The 25710-nt window shown below is 54.1% G+C and carries 19 protein-coding genes; 12 read left to right on the top strand and 7 right to left on the bottom strand.

Annotated elements, in window-relative coordinates; all coding sequences use genetic code 11:
- Nucleotides 1-42 precede the first annotated feature (42 nt).
- Nucleotides 43-1236 (top strand): NAD(P)/FAD-dependent oxidoreductase, encoded by a 1194-nt coding sequence (locus tag NST43_RS25320; protein WP_173131751.1) that lies wholly within the window; start codon nucleotides 43-45, stop codon nucleotides 1234-1236.
- Between the two features lies 1 nt (nucleotide 1237).
- Nucleotides 1238-1510, top strand: a complete 273-nt coding sequence (locus NST43_RS25315) for a hypothetical protein (protein ID WP_339220071.1) — start codon at nucleotides 1238-1240, stop codon at nucleotides 1508-1510.
- Nucleotides 1511-1672: 162 nt separating this feature from the next.
- On the opposite strand, the gene hemQ is transcribed toward NST43_RS25315, so the two are convergent.
- Nucleotides 1673-2431, bottom strand: coding sequence for a hydrogen peroxide-dependent heme synthase (gene hemQ / locus NST43_RS25310; protein ID WP_339220070.1), 759 nt, complete (start codon nucleotides 2429-2431; stop codon nucleotides 1673-1675).
- Nucleotides 2432-2701: 270 nt separating this feature from the next.
- Here hemQ and NST43_RS25305 point away from each other — a divergent pair, with 270 nt between their 5' ends.
- The 3 genes from NST43_RS25305 to dnaI all read left to right on the top strand — a co-directional run bounded on the left by NST43_RS25305 (nucleotide 2702) and on the right by dnaI (nucleotide 5714).
- Nucleotides 2702-2998, top strand: coding sequence for a YuiB family protein (locus NST43_RS25305; RefSeq protein ID WP_025707684.1), 297 nt, complete (start codon nucleotides 2702-2704; stop codon nucleotides 2996-2998).
- A 190-nt stretch (nucleotides 2999-3188) separates the two neighbouring features.
- Nucleotides 3189-4736: a helicase DnaB gene (locus NST43_RS25300; RefSeq protein WP_339220068.1), complete on the top strand. Its 1548-nt coding sequence runs from the start codon at nucleotides 3189-3191 to the stop codon at nucleotides 4734-4736.
- 18 nt (nucleotides 4737-4754) lie between these two features.
- Entirely contained in the window at nucleotides 4755-5714 is a 960-nt protein-coding gene (dnaI, locus tag NST43_RS25295; protein ID WP_209994519.1) for a primosomal protein DnaI, read from the top strand.
- A 104-nt stretch (nucleotides 5715-5818) separates the two neighbouring features.
- On the opposite strand, the gene NST43_RS25290 is transcribed toward dnaI, so the two are convergent.
- Together NST43_RS25290 and NST43_RS25285 are read right to left on the bottom strand one after the other, a co-directional pair.
- Nucleotides 5819-7192 (bottom strand): glycoside hydrolase family 43 protein, encoded by a 1374-nt coding sequence (locus tag NST43_RS25290; RefSeq protein WP_339220066.1) that lies wholly within the window; start codon nucleotides 7190-7192, stop codon nucleotides 5819-5821.
- Nucleotides 7193-7400: 208 nt separating this feature from the next.
- The gene (locus NST43_RS25285) at nucleotides 7401-7562 is read right to left on the bottom strand and encodes a YqzM family protein (RefSeq protein ID WP_339220064.1); all 162 of its coding nucleotides are present in this window, start codon (nucleotides 7560-7562) and stop codon (nucleotides 7401-7403) included.
- Between the two features lie 139 nt (nucleotides 7563-7701).
- Here NST43_RS25285 and NST43_RS25280 point away from each other — a divergent pair, with 139 nt between their 5' ends.
- From NST43_RS25280 to NST43_RS25265, 4 genes are all read left to right on the top strand, one after another.
- Nucleotides 7702-8193: a GNAT family N-acetyltransferase gene (locus NST43_RS25280; protein WP_339220062.1), complete on the top strand. Its 492-nt coding sequence runs from the start codon at nucleotides 7702-7704 to the stop codon at nucleotides 8191-8193.
- A 241-nt stretch (nucleotides 8194-8434) separates the two neighbouring features.
- Nucleotides 8435-8752: a thioredoxin gene (gene trxA, locus NST43_RS25275; protein ID WP_036701616.1), complete on the top strand. Its 318-nt coding sequence runs from the start codon at nucleotides 8435-8437 to the stop codon at nucleotides 8750-8752.
- A gap of 178 nt (nucleotides 8753-8930) precedes the next feature.
- On the top strand, nucleotides 8931-10988 hold the full coding sequence (uvrC, locus tag NST43_RS25270; protein ID WP_339220059.1) for an excinuclease ABC subunit UvrC: 2058 nt from the start codon (nucleotides 8931-8933) through the stop codon (nucleotides 10986-10988).
- A 563-nt stretch (nucleotides 10989-11551) separates the two neighbouring features.
- Nucleotides 11552-16126 carry a discoidin domain-containing protein gene (locus NST43_RS25265; protein WP_339220057.1) on the top strand — a complete coding sequence of 1525 codons (4575 nt, stop codon included), beginning with the start codon at nucleotides 11552-11554 and terminating at the stop codon, nucleotides 16124-16126.
- A 90-nt stretch (nucleotides 16127-16216) separates the two neighbouring features.
- On the opposite strand, the gene NST43_RS25260 is transcribed toward NST43_RS25265, so the two are convergent.
- The 4 genes from NST43_RS25260 to NST43_RS25245 form a co-directional block, all read right to left on the bottom strand.
- Nucleotides 16217-17920, bottom strand: coding sequence for a CPBP family intramembrane glutamic endopeptidase (locus tag NST43_RS25260; RefSeq protein ID WP_339220055.1), 1704 nt, complete (start codon nucleotides 17918-17920; stop codon nucleotides 16217-16219).
- 76 nt (nucleotides 17921-17996) lie between these two features.
- On the bottom strand, nucleotides 17997-19568 hold the full coding sequence (locus NST43_RS25255) for a hypothetical protein (RefSeq protein WP_339220053.1): 1572 nt from the start codon (nucleotides 19566-19568) through the stop codon (nucleotides 17997-17999).
- Complete coding sequence (locus NST43_RS25250) at nucleotides 19565-20299, bottom strand: ABC transporter ATP-binding protein (RefSeq protein WP_339220051.1); 735 nt, start codon at nucleotides 20297-20299, stop codon at nucleotides 19565-19567. The genes NST43_RS25255 and NST43_RS25250 overlap by 4 nt, the downstream gene beginning before the upstream one ends.
- Nucleotide 20300: 1 nt before the next feature.
- A complete protein-coding gene (locus NST43_RS25245; protein ID WP_339220050.1) occupies nucleotides 20301-20681 on the bottom strand; it encodes a GntR family transcriptional regulator in 381 nt (126 codons plus the stop codon).
- Between the two features lie 253 nt (nucleotides 20682-20934).
- Between NST43_RS25245 and NST43_RS25240 the strand changes: the two genes are divergently transcribed.
- The 3 genes from NST43_RS25240 (at nucleotide 20935) to NST43_RS25230 (ending at nucleotide 25496) form a co-directional block, all read left to right on the top strand.
- Nucleotides 20935-22305 carry a TrkH family potassium uptake protein gene (locus tag NST43_RS25240; protein WP_339220048.1) on the top strand — a complete coding sequence of 457 codons (1371 nt, stop codon included), beginning with the start codon at nucleotides 20935-20937 and terminating at the stop codon, nucleotides 22303-22305.
- Nucleotides 22306-22317: 12 nt separating this feature from the next.
- On the top strand, nucleotides 22318-22986 hold the full coding sequence (locus tag NST43_RS25235) for a TrkA family potassium uptake protein (RefSeq protein ID WP_209994529.1): 669 nt from the start codon (nucleotides 22318-22320) through the stop codon (nucleotides 22984-22986).
- A 242-nt stretch (nucleotides 22987-23228) separates the two neighbouring features.
- Nucleotides 23229-25496, top strand: a complete 2268-nt coding sequence (locus NST43_RS25230; protein ID WP_339220046.1) for an AraC family transcriptional regulator — start codon at nucleotides 23229-23231, stop codon at nucleotides 25494-25496.
- The last annotated feature ends 214 nt before the right edge of the window (nucleotides 25497-25710 follow it).

The following is a 25710-nucleotide window of genomic DNA, read 5'->3' as shown; positions in this document are numbered from 1 at the left end:
AATAACACATAGACAGATTCACCTGTTGGAAGGAGCCGGAACATGAGCAGTATTCCCAAAATCGTTATTTTAGGCGCGGGATATGGAGGAATTTTGACCGCCCAGAGGCTACAGAAAGCTTTGAATTATAATGAAGCCGATGTAACCCTGGTTAACCGCCATGAATATCACTATTTCACGACCCATCTGCATATGCCTGCAGCGGGCACGGACAGCATCGAGCATACACGCGTATCTATCTCCAAATTAATCGATGAGTTCAAGATCGATCTTGTCAAATCCTCGGTGCAGGAGATTCGCACTCAGCAGAAGAAGGTTATTCTGGAGGATGGAACGCTCTCGTATGATTACCTCGTGATTGCCCTTGGCGGTGAGCCTGAAACGTTCGGGATTCCGGGACTCGACAAATATGCGCTGACCATCCGCAGCATCAACTCTGTGCGGCTGATCCGGGAGCATATCCAGTACCAGTTCGCCAAATACAAGAATGAGAATAATGCACAGGAGCATATCAACTTCGTCATTGGCGGTGCGGGCTTCAGCGGGATTGAATTTGTAGCGGAGCTGGCTGACCGGATTCCTGCACTATGCAAAGAATTTGATGTCGATCCAAGCATGGTCAACATCTATAATATAGAAGCTGCGCCTACGGCGCTGCCGGGGTTCGCGCCGGAGCTGGTTGAGCATGCCATGACCGTACTCACCAAGAAGGGTGTAACCTTCAAAATGGGCGTAGCGATCAAGGAATGCCTGCCTGGCGGCGTGATTCTGGCCACAGGTGAAGAGATCAAAGCCTCCACAATCGTATGGACCGGCGGGATCCGCGGGAACCGTCTAATCGAAGCTGCCGGATTCGAAGCTATGCGCGGACGGGTGAAGGTAGACGAATATCTGCGGGCTCCGGGACATGAGAACATCTTCATCATTGGTGACGGCTCCCTTATGATTAATCCGGAAGGACGTCCGTACCCTCCGACGGCACAGATTGCTATGCAGCAGGGAGAGTGCTGTGCACATAATCTCGTAGCGGCCATCCGCAGCCAGCAGCCGAAGAAGTTCGCCTTCAGCAACAAGGGGACCGTAGCTTCGCTGGGCAAGGGCCAGGGAATTGCTGTAGTAGGCGACAAGACATATAAGGGCTGGACCGCAGCGCAATTGAAGAAGGTAGTCGATATGCGCTACCTGCTCATCATCGGCGGTATTCCGCTCGTGCTCAAAAAAGGAAGATTCCTCTAAGATGCGTCACTGCAGCGTACAAGTTCGCGGACTATTGACGCGTGAGGAGCTGGACCGCTATAACGCTCTGATTGAGGTAGGCTCTTATCTGGAGGATCAGACGCGGTATGATCTGGCCTACAATATCCAGAAAGAAATCGACATTCTCATTCTCCCGGCCATTGAGCGCCTGAAGGATAAGGGCCGCGCACGTGACCGGGCGACGGCTGAATATCTGGAGAGCCTGCGGGATGAGGATGAAGCGGACGAGGACGATAAGGAACCTTCGGTATAAGTGGAGGTAGAAAAGACGTACAATGCAAAGAGAGCCGTGTTGCAAGCGCGGCTCTCGGGTGCAATAGCCGCTTTTAAGGGCGGTAGGCCTCGGACAAACAGGATACGACAAATAGACCGCATACCTTTGCTAGAGGGGGGCGGTCTATTTGCGTTTATGCTGTTACAGCTTAAGCATCTCTTCAAACGATTCCTCGGTCAGCAGATTGCCGACATAGAAGGGGCCGAACTCGCCGTAGCGGGCACTGACTTCATCGAAGCGCATCTCGTAGACGAGCTTCTTGAACTGCAACGCGTCCTCGGCGAACAGAGTTACTCCCCATTCCCAGTCATCGAATCCCACGGAGCCGGTGATGATCTGCTTCACCTTGCCGGCGTAGCCGCGGCCGATCAGGCCATGCGAATGCATTAATTCACGGCGTTTGTCCATATCGAGCATATACCAGTTGTCGGCAAGCTCGCGCTTCTTGTTCATCGGGTAGAAGCAGATATGCTTCATTTGCGGCAGAACAGGCTTCAGCCGGGCGGCCACATGCGGATTCAGCATCGGATCGCTGCCGTCTCCGGCGCTTCCTCCTGCGGCATAGTTGCTGAGCTCAACGATACTGACATAGGAATAGGCTTTGGTCGTATATTGGGCAAAGGCAATCTTGTTAAAAGCGGTCTCCAGCGCATTCAGCGCCTCCAGACTCTCACGCAGAAACATCATCACGAAATCAGCCTTCTGGCCAACGATGGAATAGGCGGCAGAGCTGCCCTCCTTCGCTTCCTCGACAGGTCCCCACTCCTGCATGAAGGCATGCAGCTCCTCCAGGGCAACTGCCCGTTCTTCGTCATCGGCTGCCGTCCAGGCTGTCCAGTTCAGCGAGCGGAAGTCATGCAGCGCATACCAGCCTTCCAGTGTCAAAGCGGCTTCGTTCAAGTTGTTCACTCCTTATAAGTTATCGGGTGTATTTTCCTTCGCGTAAAATCTTCTCTGTTCGCATACGTTAAATATGTATGAACATAGGTCGGGTGCTATTTGCATTGTAGCGCAGCGGGCGGTAGAGAGCAAACGCTGAGGCCCCCATTCAGGCTTATCCCGGTATTCCGCGCGATAATGTTCATTGCTTCGCTACATTTTTTCTAGTAAACTTACTATTATATAAGCTTGGGTGTGCGGTTCTTTATAGAGAGAGGGGATGGCGGTACGATGGGATTTATTCCGGTGTTTGTTCTGGCCGTTTTATTCTTTGTGATGATGTTCGGCATTGGCTTCATTCTTAATATGCTAATGAAGACCACCTGGTTTCCCGCCTATCTCTTCGTTATTGTCATTCTGCCGGTGGTGGTCTACTCCATCTGGGACCGGAGCGCGATGTCCTTATGGGAGCACCTCTCTACCTTCCACATCGTGGATTATCTTACCGGCATAGCCGGTCTTGCCGGAGCGGTGCTGAGCGGCTGGACCATTCAGAAGCTGCGGCTGGGCGGATACAAAATGTTCTAAGCGCCGCCTGAAGGGCAGTACAGCAAGAAACGGCTAATCTCCTACCGGGGAGAAGCCGTTTTTTCTTGCTTTTTCCGCCAGAAGAGCCAAGGATTCCTCTTTATTTTACATTTCCGGCCGGGTGTTTTGTGATAGAATAGAAATCTATATGATTTCGTATATCGTATAGAAGAGGGGGAGGTATCCGCAGATGCGTATGAGCAACCTGCATCATTTCACTGAACATCATCGGTACTGCGTTTCCCGCGAATTCGGTCTAAGCCATCTGGACGGACGGATGCTGGGCTCTGTCTATCAGCCGATGGTAGGCGCATTCGCCATCAGCCTGTACAGATTGCTGTTCGAGCATATTCCGGCTGAATCTATCGGTTATTCCGGGGTGGAGCAGCAGCGCAGGCTCTTTATGACGCTGGGCGTTGAACCCAACGAGAAGGGCCGTAAATATATGGTAGACCAGGCTTCCCGGCTGGAAGCGGTGGGACTGCTGCAGACCTGCCGGCTGTATGCCGCGGAGAACGATGATTATATGTACGAGTACGAACTAATGCCGCCGCTGTCGCCGGCTGATTTTTTTGCAACCCAGCATTTGACGCTGCTGCTCCGGGATAAGATCGGCAAGTTCGCCGTGTTGTCGCTGCGCGAGCAGTTCTGGCACCGGGAACCGGAGGAATGGAGCGGGCGGTCGATGGGAAAAGAGAATATTTCACTGCCCTTTTATGATATTTTTGAGCTGAACACCCATGTGATCGACTATGAGCTGGAGCAGGCTCTGGCCGAGGTAGCTTCTGTGCGTCAGCCCGGCACCAATCAAGAGGCGGATTCGAATATAGCCTACAGCGATATTATCCTGCGCTTCCCGCGTGAATCGGTGAACCGTGCGCATGTGGAGAAGCTGCGTTTTGACCATAATCAGATGGGCGTCATTAATTATGTGGCCCGCAAATACGAGCTTGGCCCGCAGGATGTGTGCCGTCTGCTGGATGAGGACGATGTCTTCACGCCGGACGGAGAGGTGATTCTGGATACGCTGCAATACAAGGCGAGCCAGCATTTCCGCCAGGATCTGAAGCGCCAGGAGAAAAGAGAGATCGCCGCGGCCAAGGTGGTATCGCTGCGTTCTGCCGCTGACGAGAGTGATCCTTCCGGCGCGCCGGTGGAACAATCGGTCGAAATGGAATTTTATGTAGAAGTGCCTCCGCAATTTCTGTCCAAATGCGACATTCACCAATATAATATGATGCTGCGCAACGAGCCTTATACACGGCTGCTGCAGACATTTTTCCCCGGGGCAGTTCCGGGACAGCTCATGGATATCTTTGAGAAGATTGATTTGAACTATAAGCTGAACGGCGAAGTGATCAATGTACTGATCCATTATCTGATGACGATGGTGGCTTCCGGCGGCGATCAGCGGATGAACCGCAACTTCGTGGAGGCGATTGCCTCCAATATGCTGGTCAAGCAGGTGAATACTTACGAGAAGGCCGTGCGCTATATCCGCGACCAGTCGAAGGTGAAGGGCAAGGGGGCGGCTTCCGCCTCCTCCGGTACAGGCACCCCGGGAACCCGCCAGCGTTCGTATACGAAGAGCGGTGGCCGTTCCGGCAAGCAGGAGATTCCGATTGTGCTTGATGACGGCAGTGCCGGAACCGTATCGGAAGAAGAATTCGCGGCGATGATGAAGAAAGCGGCCGAGATTAAGGCCAGCAAGAAAAAAGGCGTTCTGAGAACGCCCTGAAGAAAGTGAGGTGCAGCGATGGAGTCCATGGGCGAAGTGCTGCGTTCGATGAATAACCCTGCTCTGCGCCAGCGCTCCCGTGACCTGGAGCAGACCCTGCTGAACCATCCCCTGGTCAAGGAGCTTCAGGCTGAGCATCCCGAGCTGGAGGAGTCCCGGCTGCGGCTGCATTTGAGCCGGTTATACCAGTATGTTGAGGAGGACCGGCATTGTAAGAACTGCCCCGGCCTGGCGAATTGCCCGAATGATTTCCAGGGGCATTACAGCAAGCTTACGGTGGAGACGGTGAATGGTGTAACAGACCTCTATGAACGCAAGACGCCGTGCAAGCTCAAGATTGCGCAGGACAATCAGGATAATGTCCGCAAGCGGATTCGCAGCTTCTATGTGGATGAGCGGGTACTGAACGGCGGATATGATGAGATGGATATTATGGGCAAGGACCCCCGGCGGGCCTCAGCCGTGAACAAGATATTTGACTATATAGCAACAGTACGTGCAGAGGGCCTGACTTCGCGGGGCATTTATCTGCAGGGCAGCTTCGGTACGGGCAAAACCTTCCTGATGTGCTATCTGCTCCATGAGCTTGCCATCTCGGGCTACAGTGGCGTGATTGTTTATATGCCGGATTTCATCGAGGAACTGAAGCTGATTATGATGGACAACCAGAAGCTGAAGGAAATGGTCGATACGATGAAGAATTGCGATCTGCTCATCTTCGACGACATCGGAGCCGAGAATCTCAATCCCTGGGCGCGTGACCATGTGCTCGGAGCGATCCTGAACTACCGGATGAACCGCAAGCCGACCTTCTACACCTCAAATTATCCGCTGGACGGGCTGGAGAAGCATCTCAGCATCACCAGCAAGGACGGCGAAGAGGTCTACAAGGGCCAGCGGCTGATGGACCGGATCGCCCCGTTCGTGGACGTCATTCCCCTGCATGGGGAGAACCAGCGTGGCAGTGCCAGAGGCTAAGGGGTACAGTAGCAGCATTAAGCATATTGCAAGGTAAGTTACTTTCAACGCAAAAAGGGACCCCGCCATCATCTGGCCGGGGTCCCTTTTCGCTATGCTTAGATTTAGTTGGCGCTGAATTTCCACCAATTCATATTGAACAAATACCCGCTGCCGCCTGTGAATTTCAGATAGAGGTCATGGGTCCCGCTTGCTCCGCTGACCATGCAGGTCTTGGTCACCCAGCTCTGCCAGCCCCCGGTATTCTGGACCGCACAGGTGCCGACCAGTGTTCCAGTCGGACTGTCCAGCCGCAGCTCAATATTGCCGCCGCTGCCTGCCGATGCTACCCGTGCTTCGAAGGCTGCAGCTCCGGCGCCGAAGTTCACATTTTTGATTTTGAGATAATCGCCATGATCGATGAAGCCGACATTCATTCCCCCGTCCGTATCCGAGGTGGTCTCGGTCTCTACCCCGGCTGCCCATGCGCTGGTTTCGGCCTGTGTTCTGACATAGGGATTGAGCGTGGCGATGGGCTGCGGTCCGGCGGTTGTCATGTTGATGATCGGGAAGCTCCCGTCCGCGTTGTAGGTGAATTGCTCTACCGCCACCGACCGGGTGAAGCCGCCTCCTCCAGGCAGCGCGCCATTGTGATAAAAGAAATAGGAGCGCCCTTTGAAATCGATGATGCCCGGGTGATTCGTGAAGCTGCCGCCCTGCGTGGGCATGATAATTCCCCGGTACTTCCACGGGCCGGTAGGCGAAGAGCTGGTGGAGTAGGCGATATTCTCGGGAATGCCGCTTGCGCCGTAGACCATGTAGTATAAGCTGCCGCGTTTGTAGAACCAGGGTCCTTCTTCGTAGAGGGTAGGTCTGTCAGCATTGCCGTTTCGCACACCGAAGCTCTCTGTGGTCATAGGCACTTGAACAATACCTGTACTCTGGTTGTATGAGATCATATCCGGGTTCAGCTTCACATATTTCAGCGTCGGGTTCCCCCAGTAGAGGTAGGCCTGGCCGTCACTGTCTACATATACTGTCGGATCAATATCGCCCCAGCTGCTGGAGACAAGCGGTTTGCCGATGGCGTCCACGAACGGGCCGGTCGGGCTGTTCGAGACAGCGACTCCGATGGCGGGCCGACCAAGCGAAGTGCTTTTTGCCGTGACATAAAAGTAGAATTTGCCGTTGCGCTCAATGACCTGGCTGGCCCAAGCTTCTCCGCTCGACCAACTGAAAGCCTTGTAGGATAACGGTGACCCGTGATCTGTCCAGTTCGCCATGTCCTTGGAAGAGTAGACCCTCCAATCATTCATCGTATAGTAGGTCGAGTTGTCTTCGTCATGTCCGGTGTACAGGTAAACCGTGTCATTGTATACAAGCGGGGCCGGGTCTGCCGTATAGAGGGTCTGCACAACAGGGTTGTCGGCGAACGATACCGGGGAATATAGCGCCGATGCCAACAAGCCTGCGACAGCAAGGCTGACAAGCTTTTTCATTCTTCCTTCCTCCTTCATTTATTAGATAAAAGCGCTTTCGCATACAGAGTAACACGGCTTCTGCGAAACAAAAATGTGTTTTCTTTTTATGAAATTGTAAATTTATGTTATTCTCAGCAATTCCCGCTGGAGCGCAAAATGAACGCAAAAAAAACCCGGCATCCTGCCCATGCCTGGGCGAAGAATACCGGACACTGCAACTACGCAGCTATTCAGACAAAAACTTGATGATCACCATTCCGAAAAAGACCACGGTCATGAAGCCGGTCATTCCGAAGAAACCGGCCAGCAGATCACCGAGATCATTGCGGGGCTCCTCATTGATATGCTCCCGCGGGTCACGGACCTGTGCGTTGACATTGACGTCCATTCGCTTCTTCCTCCTTGCTGTTGCATGACTGCATGAAGTGGGTTACAGTTATACATGTGAGAGAAGTCATTGACAATTAATGCGCTTTCTTCAAGTATACGAAGATGCAGGGAAGATGTAAAGATAGAAGGGTGATTTTATGATACATATAAGACCTATGGAACCGCAGGAATATGATTTTCTTATGGATATGCATTACGAGTCCATTCATATTGAACAAGGGAAGCCTCCCAGAAGTGAGCTGCTGAATTCTCCGGGGATTGCGAAGTACAACGAACATTGGGGGAGACAAGGTGACAGGGCGGTAATCGCACTGGTGGACAATCAGCCCGCAGGTGCTGCCTGGTACAGGCTATTTGACGAGACGAACCAGGGCTACGGATTTGTGGATGCGCAGACGCCGGAATTAGGCGTTGCTATTCGGTCTGACTACAGGCAGCAGGGATTGGGAATCAGGCTTATGGAGGGCATCATACAGCAAGCTTTATCCGATGGATACCCGTCACTTTCGCTCAGTGTTGATTCGGAGAATCAGGCGGCCGTCCGGTTATATAACAAGCTCGGCTTCGAGTATGTCGGGACAGCCGGTACCTCATGGACTATGAAGCTGAATCTCAGGGACAAAGTCTAAATCGTTAAAAGACAAATTAATTTTATGCAATATAATTTCTCGAAATATATAACAAATGCATTGTATTTATGTTATACTGGGGATGTGTCGGTAAATGATAATTTGGTTATCATATTACATGAAGCATTTTATCCCGCTATGATCTCGGAGTAAATTCTGCGGACTTGGCTCAGGCTAATAGAAGCGGAAGTTATTTCGTACAGCTTAAGCTCAACAAAACTTTTTGAGGAGGAACAATATCATGGCTATCGTAAACGTGTCTGACCAATCCTTCGTGAACGAAGTGGAAGGTCAAGGTACTGTAGTAGTAGATTTCTGGGCACCTTGGTGCGGCCCTTGCAAAATGCTTGCCCCTATTCTCGAGGAATTGTCCACCGAGCTGGGTGACGATGTGAAGATCGCTAAATTGAATGTAGATGAGAATCCTGAGACAGCTTCCCGTTTTGGAGTAATGAGTATTCCTACTCTGATCTTCTTCAAAGACGGTCAGCCTGTGGACAAAGTCGTAGGACTGAACTCCAAGGATTCCCTTAAGAATATCGTTGCCAAACATCAATAATTGATTATAACCTGCTGTAACCGGGGCCTGCGGCCCCTTCACACAAAGCGCCTTCGGTCTACCGAAGGCGCTTTGTGTGTCCAATACAAACGGATGTTCTATATTTAGGCTTGAATCTGTAGTACATTCTATTCTACACTTACCTTATAACGCTGTAGTAACAGGTGGGGGAGAACTTATGGATTATATGGATAATATCCGCAACAAGCTTGCGCTGCTGCCCGATCTGCCCGGCTGCTACCTGATGAAGAATCAAGAGGGTACGATTATATATGTGGGCAAGGCCAAGGTGCTGAAGAACCGCGTGCGTTCTTATTTCACCGGCAGCCATAACGGGAAGACGCAGCGGCTGGTCGCCAATATTGTGGATTTCGAATATATCGTGACGTCGAGCAATATGGAAGCACTCATTCTGGAGTGCAATCTGATCAAGAAGCATATGCCGCGCTACAACGTGCTGCTGAAGGATGACAAGACCTTTCCTTATCTGAAAATCACCAACGAAGCTCATCCGCGCCTGGAGGTTACCCGCCGGGTGCTGAAAGATAAAGCTAAATATTTCGGCCCGTATCCGAACAGCTACGCGGCTCAGCAGACCAAGAAGCTGCTGGACCGGATGTATCCGCTGCGCAAATGCGGGGTAATGCCGAAGGAGGTCTGCCTGTACTATCACATGGGCCAATGCCTGGCGCCGTGCGAGAAGGAAGTGCCGAAGTCTGCTTATGAGGAGATCATCCAGAACATTTCGTCGTTCCTCGGCGGAGGGCATGATGCGGTGAGGAAGGATCTGCAGAAGAAGATGCAGGAGGCGGCCGAGGAGCTGTATTTCGAGCGGGCCAAGGAGCTGCGCGACCAGATTCAGCACATCGATGCCGTGATGGAGAAGCAGAAGATCAATACGGCTGATACCAAGGACCGTGACGTCTTTGGTTATGCGGTGGATAAGGGCTGGATGTGTGTGCAGATTCTGTATATGCGGCAGGGTAAAATGATTCAGCGCCACTCGTCGGCTTTTCCGTTCTACGGGGAAGCGTACAGTGACTTCATGTCTTATGTGACGCAGTATTACAGCGACAATCCCGCGCTGCCGCAGGAGATCCTGCTGCCGGATATGGCAAGTGCCGGAATGCTTCCGCCGGAAGCAGATAGCGCCGCTGGTCAGGGAAGCGGCGGACCGGAGGCTGGGGGAATGCCGAGCGGACAGGCGCTGATGGCAGCCTTAGGCGCAGAGGATGAGTCGGAGGCCAGTGTGCAGACCGGTGAGACGGTCAGCGCAGGTGAGGCACTTGCGGCTGCTCTGGCAGCGGCTGATGACGCTGTGCAGGGGCAGGAGGAGCAGGAGGAGCAGGAGGCGGTAGCCGAAGGGACCGTGGATGCGGCTGGAGGCGCAGCCGCCCTGCAGGAATGGCTGGGCATCAAGGTGCTGGTGCCGCAGCGCGGGCTGAAGAAGCAGATGATCGGCATGGCCTGCCAGAACAGCCGGGTCGCGTTGAATGAGAAATTCCGCCTGATTGAGCGGGATGAAGAGCGTACCTCCGGGGCGGCCAGCAGTCTGGGGCAGAGCCTGGGGCTGGACTCGCTGAACCGGATCGAAGCTTTTGATAACTCGAATATCCAGGGGGCCAATCCGGTCTCGGCCATGGTGGTCTTCATCGACGGCAAGCCTTCCCGCAAAGAGTACCGCAAGTATAAGGTCCGCACCGTACAAGGGCCGGATGATTATGAGACGATGCGCGAGGTGATCCGGCGGCGTTATGAACGGGTGCTGAAGGAGAATCTGCCGCAGCCGGATCTGATCGTAGTCGATGGAGGGAAGGGCCAGATCTCTTCGGCGATCGACATTCTGCAGAATGAGCTGGGGTTGTTCATTCCGGTCTGCGGTCTGGTCAAGGATGACAAGCACAGAACCGCCCAGCTGCTGGTGGGCGATTCCGCTGAGCCGGTCTCGCTTGCCAGAGACAGCCAGGAGTTCTACCTGCTGCAGCGTATCCAGGATGAGGTTCACCGGTTCGCCATTACGTTCCACCGGGAGCAGCGCGGCAAGTCGATGGTCACCTCGAAGCTGGATTCGATTCCGGGCATCGGGGATAAGCGCCGGAAGCTGCTGCTGAAGCATTTCGGCTCGCTCAAGAAGATCAAGGAAGCCTCCATTGAGGATTTCAAGGTGCTGTCCATCGGCGAGAAGCTGGCCGGCCAGATTCTGGAGGCGCTGAAGGACGAGGAGCCGTCAATCTAAAATAGATTTGAACGGTAACGGAACAGAAGCCGGCCCCATGTGGGCCGGCTTCTTTGGGTTTGGTCAGGAATGGAGGGTATCGTCAGAAATCCCGCTACATCCCCTTGAAGGTAGGCCAATGTGTGTGAAAAACCGAACAAAGTGGGCATGGCGGAGGCGCGTAGACCAAATGTAGGCGAAAAACCGAACACATTGGGAGTTGCGGAGGCGCGTGGACCAGATGTAGGCGAAAAACCGAACACAATGCGCATGGCGGGGGTGCGCGAGCCGAATGTGTGCGGAAAATCGAACACAATGCGCAAATGTGGTGAAGTTCCGTAATCTTTCGCTGCACAATTAGCTAAATCTTTATATTCTGCATAAATCGTCGCTTTTAACAATTGCAACCGGTTTCGGTAAGGGGTACGCTTATTATGAATCTATGAAAGCGCTTGTGTGAAAGGTGTGAACTTCCAGAACCAGGGTAAAGGGGCTGATGCAGACTCCGGGAAATGGACTCCGGAAAAAGTCAGGTTTACAGGCTGAAGAGCTGCAATCCAATCGTAAAGAGGAGGATAAAGGGAATGGTATATTCAAAATCTTTAAGACGCAAGAGGGGAATCAGCGGGACCGCTCTTATTCTAAGCATCGTCATGCTGCTGAGTCTCGTGCAGGTTCTTCCGCCCGGACGGGCATATGCCGCGGACTCTTATCTGCTCTCCACAGACCGGCCGGCGTATGCATCGGGCACGGAGGGCAATAATACCCCGGATCTGGCGGTGGACGGCAATACAGGTTCCCGGTGGAGCAGTTCATGGGGGACGGACCCGAACTGGATTTATGTGGATCTCGGGGCAACTGCAACGGTAGACCACGTTGTGCTCCGCTGGGAAGGGGCATACGCCAAAGCTTACAAAATCCAGGTATCCGCTGACGAATTGAACTGGAGTGATGTCTACTCCACAACTACGGGTGATGGCGGTGTGGATGAGCTCACGCTCAGTGGCACCGGCCGGTATGTCCGGGTATTTGCTACGGAGCGAAACCTGACGCAATACGGTATCTCCCTCTATGAGTTCGAGGTATATGGCACCGGCGGCGTTAATCCTCCTCCGGTGGTTCTGGGGCCGAATGTGGCCTTGAACAAGTCTGCGGCAGCTTCATCCTATCAGGTGGCCGACTATCTCCCTCCCGGCTCAACCCTGCCGGAACTAGCGGCGGACGGTAACCTGAGCACACGCTGGTCTTCCAACGCTACCGATAATGAATGGCTGAGCGTTGACCTTGGCAGTGTGCGCACGCTGGGCCGGATTATTATTAACTGGGAGGCCGCTGCCGGCCGGATCTATGATATTCAGGTCTCGAATAACGGCAGCTCATGGACTACGGTATACCGCGAGCTTCACGGCGACGGAGGCACACTTAATCTTCCCGTCTATGCCAGCGGCCGCTATCTGCGGATGAAGGGCATCAGCAGAGCCACCTCCTTCGGGTACTCGATCTTTGAATTCCAGGCCTATGATTATGTGGCAGGCGATCCCAAGCCGGTCTATAACATTCCGGCCCTGCCGGCGCTGACCACAGTGGCCGTAGGCCAGGGCAGCCATGCCGCGAATGACCTCTCGGTACCCCAGCCTAAATATCCGCTGTACAAATCGGATGCGCTGACTGCGCCGCTGCCTTCCAATGAATGGTGGCAGTCGATCATGATTAATCAGCTTGGTAACGGCATCGTTACTCTTCCGCTCAAATCGAAATATACCAAGCAGGGCCTAAGTATTCTGAACCCGGGTGCAGGCTACTTAAGCGCCGACGGCAAGGCGCAGGAAGCGGGGGGAAGCTCGGACCTGTTCCTGATGGCCGGCAACATTAATACTTCGGGGATGTCGAATCGGATTACCGGTTACGGCGACTGGTCGGCGACTGCGGTGTTAAGCGATGGCGCTGCGGAGAAGCTGAAGACAACGTTCGTCAAAGGCTCGCCTTACCTCTATTCGCAGTTCAGCGATCCGTCCAGTCCTGAAGTGTATCTGCCGGCCGGGGCCCGCTTCTTTAATGACAGCAATACTACGATTCTGGCTGCAGACGGCGACACCGTGACTGCAGACCATATCGGCATTGCGGTCACCAATTCCAACGGGGCGCCAACGCCTGAAATGGTAACCAGACACTATGGTCTGTATGCTCCGGCCGGTACAACCTTCAAGCGGGTGGGCGCCAAGCTCAAAATTCAGCTGGGAGGAGGCCAGAATTACCTGTCCCTGTCGGCTCTTCCGGCACCGTCCAATCTGAATTATTTCTACCAGCACGGCTATGCCTTCGTGATGGATACGAAGGTGGCCTATACCTTCAACGAGACGACCTCTGATGTCACGACCACCTTCAATGCGGTGACAGAACTCAAGCGTTCGGGCTTCCCGAATACCACGCTGATGGCACAGCTTCCCCACCAGTGGAAGGTGACCACAACACCGCTGACCGCCGTCTCCTTCCCGTCCATCCGCGGAACGATGAAGGTGACAGAGGGCAATTCGTTCGCCACTACGGATAAATTCCACGGCATTGTGCCGCAGTTCACCGAGCCGGGCGATTCTACCTATTCCCGTCAGGATCTGCTGAATTACCTGGCGCTGCTGGATACAGACACCGCCACCAATCTGATGCAGGCCGATGCGTACTGGCAGGGCAAGAAGCTGCATCCGCTGGCCATGGGTGTGCTGATCGCCGATCAGATCGGCAATGAGAGCTACAAGAATCTGTTCCTCTCCCGGATGAAGACGGTGCTTACAGACTGGTATACGTACACCTCGGGGGAAACCGATTATTATTTCGACTACAACTCTGACTGGGGAACACTGATCTATAAAAACAGCGAGTTCGGCGCGAACTCCGGCATCACGGACCATCATTTCACGTATGGCTATTATGTTTTTGCATCGGCCGTGCTCGCCACCTATGATACCGACTTCAGAAATAAATTCAGCGGAATGGTCGATGAGCTGATCCGGGATTATGCCAATCCGTCGAAGACAGACCCTAAGTACCCGTACTTCCGCAACTTCGACCCGTATGAAGGTCATTCCTGGGCCGGCGGGTATGCGGACAATGACAGCGGCAATAACCAGGAAGCAGCAGGGGAATCGCTGTTCGGCTGGGTCGGCCAATATATGTGGAGCACGCTGACCGGCAATACAGCCTTCCGCGATGCGTCCATTATGGGCTTCACGACGGAGCTTAGAGCAGTACAGCAGTACTGGTTCAACTACGACCAGGATAACTGGCTGCCGGGCTATACGCATAAAACGGTGGGCCAGATTTACGGAAGCTCGAATTTCTTCGGCACCTTTTTCAACGGGAATCCGGTGTATGTCTATGGCATTCACTGGCTGCCTACAGCAGAATATTTAACCAGCTACGGGTTCGATACGGCTAAGGCGGCTGGATTATACAGCGGCTTCGTGGCCGATAACGGCGGGCCGGAACCGGACTGGTACCATATTGTCTGGCCGATCCAGGCGCTGAGCGATCCGCAGGCGGTGCTGAATAAATGGAATCCGGCACTGCCGCAGCAGAACGAATTGTACAACACGTACTGGTTCGTGCACAATATGGCCACGCTTGGATCACGCACCAAAGACATTTGGGCGGAGAACGGCTACAGTGCAACGGTGTATAAAAAAGGTTCCGCCTACCGCGCGCTGGTCTGGAATCCGACGAATGCGGCCATAACCGTTACGTTCCGCAACAGCGGAGGAGTGACAGGCTCGGCTGTAGTCGAAGCCAAGAAGCTGGTGAAGGTGGACCCGACGAAGGTCACCACGGATACGCTGCTTACTCCGCCTGCCATGACAGCCGATACCACTCAGAACGCAGCCGGCCAACCGATTGAGCTGACGTTCACGGACAATGCGGCCTGGAGAAATGCAATCAATGCGGTGAAGGTGGATGGAACGACGGCGGCCGCAACGGATTATACCGTAGCAGCCGGTGCAATCACACTGAACCCTGTGCTGTTCCCTACGGCGAAGACTTACACGGTTACAGTCACTGCGGACAAATATAGTGATACTTCGGTGCAGCAGGTGATTACCGGCAGCACAACGCCAACAGGGAACCTTGCGCTGAACAAGGCGGTGACTGTCTCGGAGAATCCGAAGCAGCCCGCTGCCGCAGCTGTGGACGGGAACCCGGGCACGCGCTGGGAATCAGACTTCAGTGATCCCCAGTGGATTCAGGTGGATCTTGGCTCTGCACAGACGGTTGGCCGCGTGCTGCTGGACTGGGAGGGGGCGTATGCCAAAGCCTACACGATCGAAACCTCGGCAGACGGTACAAACTGGACCACGGTGTATATGACGACAACCGGGGACGGGGCTGCCGATGATATCAGCTTCACTCCGGTCAATGCGCGGTATGTGAAAGTGAACGGGACGCAGCGCGGCACGCAGTACGGCTATTCCTTATGGGAACTGGAAGTGTACGGCAGCGGCGGGGCCGTGACGCCAACCGCTCCGCCTGCACTGACAGCCGATACCACCCAGAACACCGCCGGTCAGCCGATTGAGCTGACGTTCACGGACAATGCGGCCTGGAGAAATGCAATTACTGCGGTGAAGGTGGATGGAGTGACCGCAGCGGCAGCGAATTATACTGTGGCAGCGGGTACAATCACACTGAACACTGAGCTGTTCCCCTCGGCGAAGACTTACACGATTACAGTCACTGCTGAGGGATACAATGATGCTTTTGTGCAGCAGGTGATTACCGGCGGCACAACGCCAACTGTGAACCTTGCGCTGAACAAGGCGGTGACCGCTTCGGAGAATCTGAAGCAGCCCGCTGCCGGTGCTGTGGACGGAGATCTTGGCACCCGCTGGGAGTCGGCCTTCAGTGATCCGCAGTGGATTCAGGTGGATCTCGGCTCTGCCCAGACGGTCAGCCGCGTCCTGCTGAACTGGGAGGGGGCATACGCCAAAGCCTACACAATTGAGACTTCAGCAGACGGCACGAACTGGACAACGGCGTATACGTCGACAGCCGGGGACGGAGACATCGACGATATCAGCTTCACCCCGGTCAGCTCGCGGTACGTGAAAGTGAACGGGACGCAGCGCGGCACACAATATGGCTACTCTTTATGGGAATTGTCCGTCTATTAGTGCACAGAATGCACAAGTCAGTCTGGACAGCATAACTATACAGCAGCGGCTGCGCTATCCCGGATCAGGAGGCGCAGCCGCTGAATGTGCTTATTGAAGACGAACCGGCTTTTCCAGCTCCGGCTCCCGTGGAGGGTTGAAGCGGTAGACCAGGTAACCTACGATGAACGGTAGAACAATCGTGACGATACCTGCTCCGATATTCACTGTATCCTTCATGAAGATCAGCGTAGCCCCCATCAGGATGCTGTCGAATACCACATGGCTGAACATCACTGCGATGAACCCGTACCGGATGAAAATATAGCTGAACAGGAGACCGATCACCGTCAGCTCAATCGGACGCGAGATGACCGGATAGATCGGGTACAGCGTATGCCCGAGCGCCCAGATCAGTGTTGTAATCAGTGAAGCGATGAGCGTATTCTTGACCAGCTTTTTCAGCATGCGGATACCGAACAGACGGTAGACCGCCTCCTCCGAGAGGCCGGCAAGCCAGGCTACAATAGGCAGCAGCCAGGCATATTTCATATTGTAAGGCGACTGGCTGGCATCTGTGGTCGACCAGTTATCTAGCGTATAGGACAGAATAATGAACATGACGGTCTGCACGCCAAGCAGGATGAAGGCCCAGATATAACCAGCCTGAATACTCTTCAGTACATAGTGGCCGTAGCCGGGCTCGGAGGCCCGGGGCCAAGGATTCAGCTTCTCCTCGGAGCGCCACAAGCCGTCCCCTCCGACCAGGGAGAAGTAGAGCAGGAGCGACATCAGCAGACTGTACAGAACGTAGATGATGAACATGACTACTGCTGTAACTCTTGCCTCAGCGCTGCCGCTGCCAGATTCGGACACTATATTGTAGCTGCTGACCATCATGATCAGGAAATGGACGGAGCTCAGGAAAATTCCGCGCTTCCATGAAGTATGCTTCCTGCGCAGAATGCCGTAGATCATCGCCAGGATACCCAGCAGCAGGGTAGGCAGACCGTATCCGAACAAGGTGAGCTTCTTGGCAAGTGAGGTCTGTCCGTCCACATAAGTATCATGCCAGGCGGGAGCCGAGAATCCGGCTCGGAAATAAGAGACCTCGCCGTTCAGATAATTGAATTGATACTTAAGCGGTAATTCGCCTATGGTGACGGAGCTGTCGGAATAGACAAGCCCGTAGCCACCGGCGTTAGCCTCAATCTTCAGCTTGGAGGGATTGGCCCCCCATAGCTTCAGCCAGGGGCGGGCGAGGCTTTCTTTTGCCTCCAGGCTCAGGTCCGGTATGCTGCTTACAGGATTGGCTGTACTGGTACGTTTGGTTGTTGCCGCAGGCCGCTCACCGTAATTCTGTCCGGCCGCAGCATCGGCATCGGCGCCAATAGCAAAAGCCACAGGCTCGCCGGTATACATATTGAGATCGACTGCCAGCCGGGCTGCCGCCTCTCCGGACGTATAGAGCACCGCATGGTAGACATCGAACGGATAGCGCTGATCCAGCTTATTCTTAGAATAGTCCGGGAGCAGCTTCTCGCGGGACATATAGCCGTAGAAGGAAGAGTCCGTTTTGTACAGAATGACCCATTCATCCTGGCCTCCGGCTTCGTGTCCGAGCTGCCCAGCGGCGAATGCGGCGGCCTTCTCCCGGATTTCGCTTTTGCTGAGAAGGGCTGTATCCCCGCCTGAGCCGGAGAGGAGCTGGGGAGCGATCTGGAACATGACAAATAGAACCAGTCCGAGAATTCCAGCAAGGATAAGTTTGGTAGTAAGGGGCCGCTGATGCAGGGGCTGGCCGACGGGATTCATGGAACGCCTCCTTGGTCTGAATTTATCTTGCTTTCTTGAAATGCCGTACTATCCTCTTACGTGAGGATGGCCGGGCTTATGCCTGTTTCTTGACCGCCTGCTCTTTATTTGTTCCCAGTGCCAGGTGAAAATACTTGGCGCCTGCTGCGGTGCAGCACATGGCAAGCGGCAGACCGATCAGGGCGGCGAGGCCGGGAATGGACCATGACGGATAAGGAGCACTGGTGAACTGCTCTGGAAACAGATATTTGCTGATCTGGGGCAGGATGAGCATGACGGCCATTATCACTACAAAGAGCAATGGTGCCAGTGCCTTGGATTTCATTAGGTAATAGATGCTTTGCAGCACACCCAGCCCCAGTGTCAAGGCCAGCGTATAGACAACCAGGGAATACCACAGCCAGGATATATATAAGCTTATGTGATATGGAGCGGGACTCCCGATAACCTGTGTTGCTGCAATGCCGGCAAGCATGGAACAGAACAGCACGAGAAGGATGCGCATGACCGTAACCCATACAGCGGCAACTCCGGAGAGCAGCAGACGCAGCCGGCTCTGGGGAAACAGCAGCCACCAAGACAACTGTTTCTGTTCCAGGCTGCTACGGGAAAGCATCCACAAGAACCCGAACATCACAGGAAGGGTAAAGGGAATTCCGATGCATGTCAGGAAAGCCTCAAGGTCGCTGGTTAAGAAATAAGCGGCAACCGCCATAAGAACCGGAAGAGCGAGCTTCAATACCATTACACTCCTATGCCTTTCCATGGAGCGGAGCCGGCTGGCATCCAGTCTGTATAAGCTCAGCAAGGGAGAAGGGCTGCCTGTAGAACGTGCAGAACGGGCTGTTCTCCATGGCTGCGTAGAGCCGGAACGCAGGGGCGACGAGGTTCCGGACAGCCTGCTCTCCGGCTGAGGGAGCGAACGGAATCCCTTGCCGGCAATTATGGGTAGCAGGACATAACAAGCGATCAGGTCGAGAACGAGCACTATCACGCTATATATTAGCATATATTGCGGTGAGAGATACTCAGACCCGTAGAAGGCAGCGGCTGTAGTGGTATCATTCAGCAGAATGGCGGCTGTTAAAGGTGCCAGCCAGAGCAGTGAATAAGGAACGGCAAGCAGCAGATTCAGTGCCAGGTTGCGGATAGACAATAGCACACTGATCAGCAGACCGCTCATGATGGCCAGAGGCAACAGAGTGAGAATGAGCAAACTGTAAGCAATCAATGTATAGATGAACCTTAAGGCGGGCAGCGGCTCATACCGGCCGGACAGAACAGAGAGTCCGTAGAGCACAGCGGCGGCAGTGAAGATGGGAACGGCTATTCTCAGGCTGAGCTTCAGCAGGCTGAACGCCTTGGCCTTGAGCAGGGTAAGCCGCGGGACCGGAAAAGTCAGGAACCAATCCTTATGCCGCTGCCCGTAAAAAATTATCATATGTATAGCGGATACTCCCATCACGATAATCCACAGCAGCATCGCAGCCGTAAGGAACGGAGACTGTGGAGTGATGCCGGAGAGCGGGAAGAACAGGCCGGCAGGCAGCAATACAGCCAGCAGAGCCAGGCCAGCCAGCAGCTCATGTACTTTATTCAGACGATAGCGGCTATATTCCAGCTTCACAAGAGTCTTAAGCGCCGTCATGCGAACACTTCCCGGTAGCGTGACTCCACAGAATAGCCGGAGTGCCGCAGCTGATCCACATCATCAATTCCCTGAATCCGACCGCCGCCGATCAGAATCAGCCGGTCAAAGAGAAGCTCCATTTCCCGGATATCATGGGTGGCAATTAGGAAGGTCCGGCAGCCGCCTGCCATCTCCCCTACCACAGCAGAGGCAATCACTTCTCTGGAGATCAGATCCACACCGGTGAACGGCTCATCCAGAATAATTAGCGCTGCCTGACGCGAGAGGCAGGTTAAGAGCTGCAGGCGGGCTTCCTCGCCGCGGGACATGGTGGAGATTAGTGAGTCCGGTGTGACGGATAGGCTGAGTAGCAGCTCTGCGGCCTTGCTGCTGTCCCAGTCCGGGTAGATGCCTGCGGCGAAGCCCAGCCATTCCTGCACGGTCAGCCAGCCGGGCAGACTGCTGCGGTCAGGAAGCATGGAGAGCTCTCCGAGCCGCTCAACACCAGCGGGTCTTCCGTTAATGCTGACCGTGCCGGACCCTGCGGGGATCAGACCGGATATAATCCGCAGCAGGGAGGACTTGCCTGCACCGTTAGGTCCAAGCAGGCCGGTGATACTGCCCTGGGGAATGTGGAAGCTAATGCCGTCCAGGATCACCCGGTTCTTAATCTCTAACCGTAAATCTTGGCACTCTACCGCAGCGGGAGCGGCGGGTGTCTCTTGTGCCGGTCTATTCATATTCATCATTTCAATCCTCCTCATCGAATTGCAGCATTTGCTCTGCGGTAAGCCCAAGCGCAGCGGCAATGTCCTTGAACTGCTGTACAGCCTGCCGGATGATTGCCCTGCGTGCGTCCTTAATGACACTTTCTTCCCGGGTGACAAAGGTTCCCTGACCACGGTAGGTCACAATCAGCCCCATCCGCTCCAGCTCCTGGTACGTCCGGGCGGCAGTGGTGGGATTGACGCCTCTGCCTGCTGCCAGGTCCCTGACAGAGGGTAAACGTGATCCCGGTGGAATGATACCGCTAACAATCCGTTCCCGGATAGCGCCAACAAACTGTTCATAGATCGGAAGTGACGGATTAATCAGGAAGTGTTCCGGTAATAGCTCAAAGGTAGAATCCACCTGTGTCCTCCCTTCTGTTTTCTCTTTATGGTGTGTATGGATACTGACCATACACTTTATGATGCTAGTGTACCACCAGGCACCATACAATTTCAAGAAGTATTTTAGAAAAACAGGACTTTTATGCTTCTCAAGCTGTGTTTGCTTGTATATAGAAAATGAGTCTTTGTGAAGTTAGGCAATAACGTATATAATTTTGTATGCTTATCTGATACTGATCGATTCGTAACTTCTAATAAGGAACCCTGAAAGGATGAGAAGTTTGGCGTCACCGTCTTCCAAGATCACCGGCTTCCGATTCCTGAAGCTGGCTCCTCCGCAAATCCTGGTGCTGAGCTTCGCTGCGGTCATCCTCATCGGCACGTTGCTGCTTATGCTTCCGGTATCCAGCGTACCCGGCCAGCCGCTCCGCTTCCTGGACGCGCTGTTCACGGCCACCTCCGCCGCCTGTGTGACCGGACTGGCTGTGGTGGATACCGGGACCCATCTTACGGGCTTTGGACAAGCGGTCATTCTGGTGCTGATCCAGATCGGCGGGCTCGGGTTCATGACGATGGCTACGCTGTTTGCGCTGGTGTTCAGGCGCAGAATCTCACTGCGTGACCGGCTGATTCTTCAGGAAGCCATGAATCAGAGCTCGATGGAAGGGATTGTGCGGCTGATCCGCAAGGTGCTGCTCTATTCCCTGGTCATTGAAGCTGCGGGAGCGCTTCTCCTGTCCATCCGCTGGGCGGTGGATATGCCGTTTGGCCGCGCGGTCTACTATGGGGTATTTCATGCGGTGTCGATGTTCAATAACGCCGGATTCGATCTGTTCGGCGGGCATGATCATAGCTTTATCAGCTATGTCGGAGACCCTGTCATTAACCTGGTCGTTATGTTCCTGATCATCTCCGGGGGAATCGGCTTCATCGTCATCTCCGATCTGGCCGACTTCCGCCGCACCCGGCGGCTGTCGCTGCACAGCAAGGTGGTGCTGTCGATGACAGCCGGACTGATTGTGACCGGAATGGTGGTCATCTTCATCTTCGAGTTCACTAATTCGCGGACCCTGGGACCGCTGAACCTCGGGAGCAAGCTATGGGCCTCCCTGTTCCAATCGGTTGCACCGCGTACGGCGGGAGCTAACACACTGGATATCACGGGGCTGCGTCAAGCCACTCAGTTCTTCATCGTGATTCTGATGTTCATCGGGGCTTCCCCGGGCTCTACCGGCGGCGGCATCAAAACCACGACCTTCACGCTGATGATCGGAGCTGTAATCTCCATGCTGCGCGGCCGCGAAGACATCGTGCTCTTCCATTACCGGCTGGCTCAGGAGCGCGTGTTCAAGGCACTGACCATTACGCTGCTGGCGCTGCTGCTGATCGTTACGGTCTCGATGATGCTCTCAACCACAGAGGGGCTGCCATATCTGATGATTCTGTTCGAGACAATCTCAGCGTTTGCCAATGTCGGACTGAGTCTGGGATTGACCCCGGAGCTGACGCAGGTCGGCAAGATTCTGATCTGCCTGACGATGTTCGCCGGACGGCTGGGACTGCTGACGCTGGCGTATGCGCTCGGTCCGAGACAGGGGAAACTATTATATAAATATCCGGAAGGCAAAATGATAATTGGATAGGGGAATCAAGTCATGAAACCACAGCAGTTTGTTGTAATCGGCCTGGGCCGCTTCGGCTCAAGTCTGGCGCTGGAGCTGATGTCTATGGGCTACGAGGTGCTTGGCATTGACCACCAGGAGGAGCGGGTGGAGGAGATGACCGGACGGCTGACGCATGCCGTCATGGCGGATGCTACGGATGAAGGGATTATGCGTTCGCTCGGGGTGCGTAACTTCGACTGCGGCATTGTGGCGATCGGCGATAATATGGAGCGGAGTATTCTGGCCGCAATTCTGCTCAAGGAGCTGGGCGTCAAGCAGGTGGTCGGCAAAGCCATTTCCATTCTGCATGGCCGTGCGCTGTCGAAGCTGGGGGTGGACCGGGTGATTTTCCCGGAGCGGGATATGGGTATCCGCGTGGCTCACCAGCTGGTGACGCCGAATCTGCTTGATTATATCGAGATCTCCAAGGATTACAAGGTCGTTGAGCTGACGGTGCCTGCCTGCATGAACGGTAAAAGCCTCTCCGAGCTGAATACCCGCGCCAAATACGGCTGCAGCATCATTGCCCTGAACCGCGAGGACGGCATCATCGTTGCCCCGACCGCGCATGATCATGTGCATCAGGGGGATATCATGGTGGTAATCGGCTCCAATCACAGTATCGAGGAATTCGAGGATGAAGCGGTGAATGCGGAGTAAGGACTGCCAGCCAGCCTATCCCGATAAAAGAAAGCTAAAAACGCCCGGATGGCTATACATCCAGGCGTTTTTGTTGTTTCGGCGTAAGCCTGCATCCGCACATCAGAGCGCCTGTACACTAGCCTGTAACATGCCAAGCGGGGGTTGAAAAATTTTCCTATACACATATGTAAAATGTATCCTGAAATGATAAAATAAAAATATTGTAAGCGGTAACATAGAAATCCTTAGGGGGATATGTGATGAAAAAAACACCGATGATCCTGCAGCTGGCGTTGATTTTATTCTGCATTATGGCTATTCCTACAGCCGTCCTGACCTGGTATAGCGGGTCACAGATTATACAGAACTCTGAAGCAGCTATCGGGGAATCCACGCTGGCCGGGCTTAATGCCAACCGCAGGCTGAACGAGAACGCGCTTGCTAATCTGGCCCAGGATACGTCGCGTCTGGCGGCGACGAATATTTTTGACCGCATCCGCAGCTTCGAGACCTACGATGAGATTAACGCCAACTATAACAATGTAAGTCTGGCGCTGTCCGTGACTAAGGAGCTGCTGAACCTGAACCGCCGGGTGGACGGTGTGTATTCTTCATTCTTTGTCCTGGAGGATTCGGATTATGTCTTCTCTACCGACAGTAGCATCACGACGCTTGCCCGCTATGAGCCTATCGGATGGATTACTGAAGCGCTTAAGGGGCGCCGGGGGATTAGCGGGGTGTGGGTGCCACGTAAGCTTGCGTCGGGCGAGAACGTTGTATCTTATGTGTATCCCCTCAACCGCCTGTCCACCACCACCCGGGGAGTGATTGTCGTCAACATGAAGGAGAGCCAGATCGGCAAATATCTGCATGCTACCGAGGTGGGCGACAGCAACTACCTGCTGCTGGACGCTGCGGGTACGGTGATCTCCTTCAATGATCGGTCCATGCTGCTCTCCGACAGCCGTAAGCTGCCGTTCTTACAGGAGATTCTGAATCAGGAAGCCAGTGAAGGCTACACCTTCCGCAAGCTGGAGGGCAAACGGACGGTGTATGCCTGGAGCCGCTCCTCCTTGTCGGGGTGGTGGAATGTAAGCTGGAGCTCCATGGATGAGCTGATGACCAAATCCAGAGAGATGCAGGGGAATATTATTCTGCTGACCGGGGCGATCATTGTACTGGGGACGCTGCTGGCCATCTTCCTTGCCACCTGGCTATCCAGGCCCCTGAGGCAGCTGGTGCAGACGATCCGCTCGAAGATTGATGTGGGCGTAGTGAACAAGAATGAGCTGGCCTTCCTGGATCTGGCTTTTAAACGGATGCAGGAGGAGGAAGAGAGTCTGTTTCAGCTATTGCAGGAGCGTGAACAGGATACCCGCAGTTTGGCCGTACACCGTCTGCTGCGCGGTGAGATTCCGGCGCGGATCACGGAGGTTTTTCCGCATGCCTGCTACATAGTGGTGGTGGTCTCCATCGACCAGTATAGAAGATACGTGGGCCATACCAATGTCGAGACGCGCAGCTATCACCGGTATTTGCTGAGTGCGAAGTATGAGAGCTTGTTCCCGGATGCAATTGTCGCCCGCAGCGTCTACCATAATGAAGGCTGTACAGTGATTGTATTGAACTTTGCCCCGGAGGAGAGGGAGGCACACAGCACACTGATTCACCAGGCGTTGGAGGAGATCCGCGACCAGTCCCTTGAGCTGCTGGAGCATTCGGTCACGATTGGGGTGAGTGGGCGGACGGATGCTCCCGAGCGGGTGGCGCTGCGGCTCTTTGAAGCGATGGAAGTGATCAAGCGCCGGATGATCAAGGGAGCCGGAAGCATTATGTACTGGCATGACGAGGAGGATAACAGCCGCAAGTATGTTGACTCTGAGAGCAGCGAGCGGCGAATCCTGAATTTCCTGGATGCCGGCGACCTGGCGGGAATTTTCAAGGAGCTGCAGAGTATCCGCAGCCAGATCTCGGCAGAGGACAATATCTCCTACGATAACATTATGTTCATCTATTATCAGCTGATGGGCGCGACGATCAAGCATCTACGCGAGAATCACCTTGGGACTGGACGGATGATTATGGGCCGGGGCAACGTGTATTCGATTCTCGCCGCGATGGATACGCTGGATGAGCTGGAGGAGTACCTGTATGATTTTTACTGTGAGATTGTACAGTGCCTGGACCGCAGTACTCATGAGACCAATTATGCGCAGCGGATCATGGAGTACCTGAAGCAGCATTACCGGGAAGAGATTGTCTTCGAGGACATGGCCAAGCAGATAGGCATCAGCTACTCCTATATGCGCAAGATTGTCTATGAGCAAACCGGAAGCAGCATGATTGATTTCGTGAATCAATTGCGGATCGAGAAGGCCAAGGAGCTGCTGCTGGATTCGGGGCTGACGATCAAGCAGATTGCCGCAGAGGTCGGTTACGCCAATGTGCAGAGCTTCAACCGCTTTTTCCGCAAGTATGAAGGCATGCCGCCAAGCGGCTACAAGTCGGCGAAGAGTAAGAGTTCTTAGAAGCTCATAGATAGATGGGCATAAAGCCCATGGAAACCCATGGAAACTCATAGAAACCCATGGAAACCCATCCCTGGCGGAATGGTAACTCCTTTCAAGGACTGCGTTGTTTCGGCTTGTCCTTGGAAAGTGGGCAGGCAACGGGAATGAGAGGGATAAATCCCTTTAATGGAGCCGAAAGTGGGCTGGATGCGGAAATAAGAGGGATAAATCC

The sequence above is a fragment of the Paenibacillus sp. FSL H8-0332 genome, assembly GCF_037963835.1.
GTDB classification, from domain to species: Bacteria; Bacillota; Bacilli; order Paenibacillales; family Paenibacillaceae; genus Paenibacillus_AQ; species Paenibacillus_AQ rhizoplanae.
This window is presented reverse-complemented; position numbering and strand designations above follow the sequence as displayed.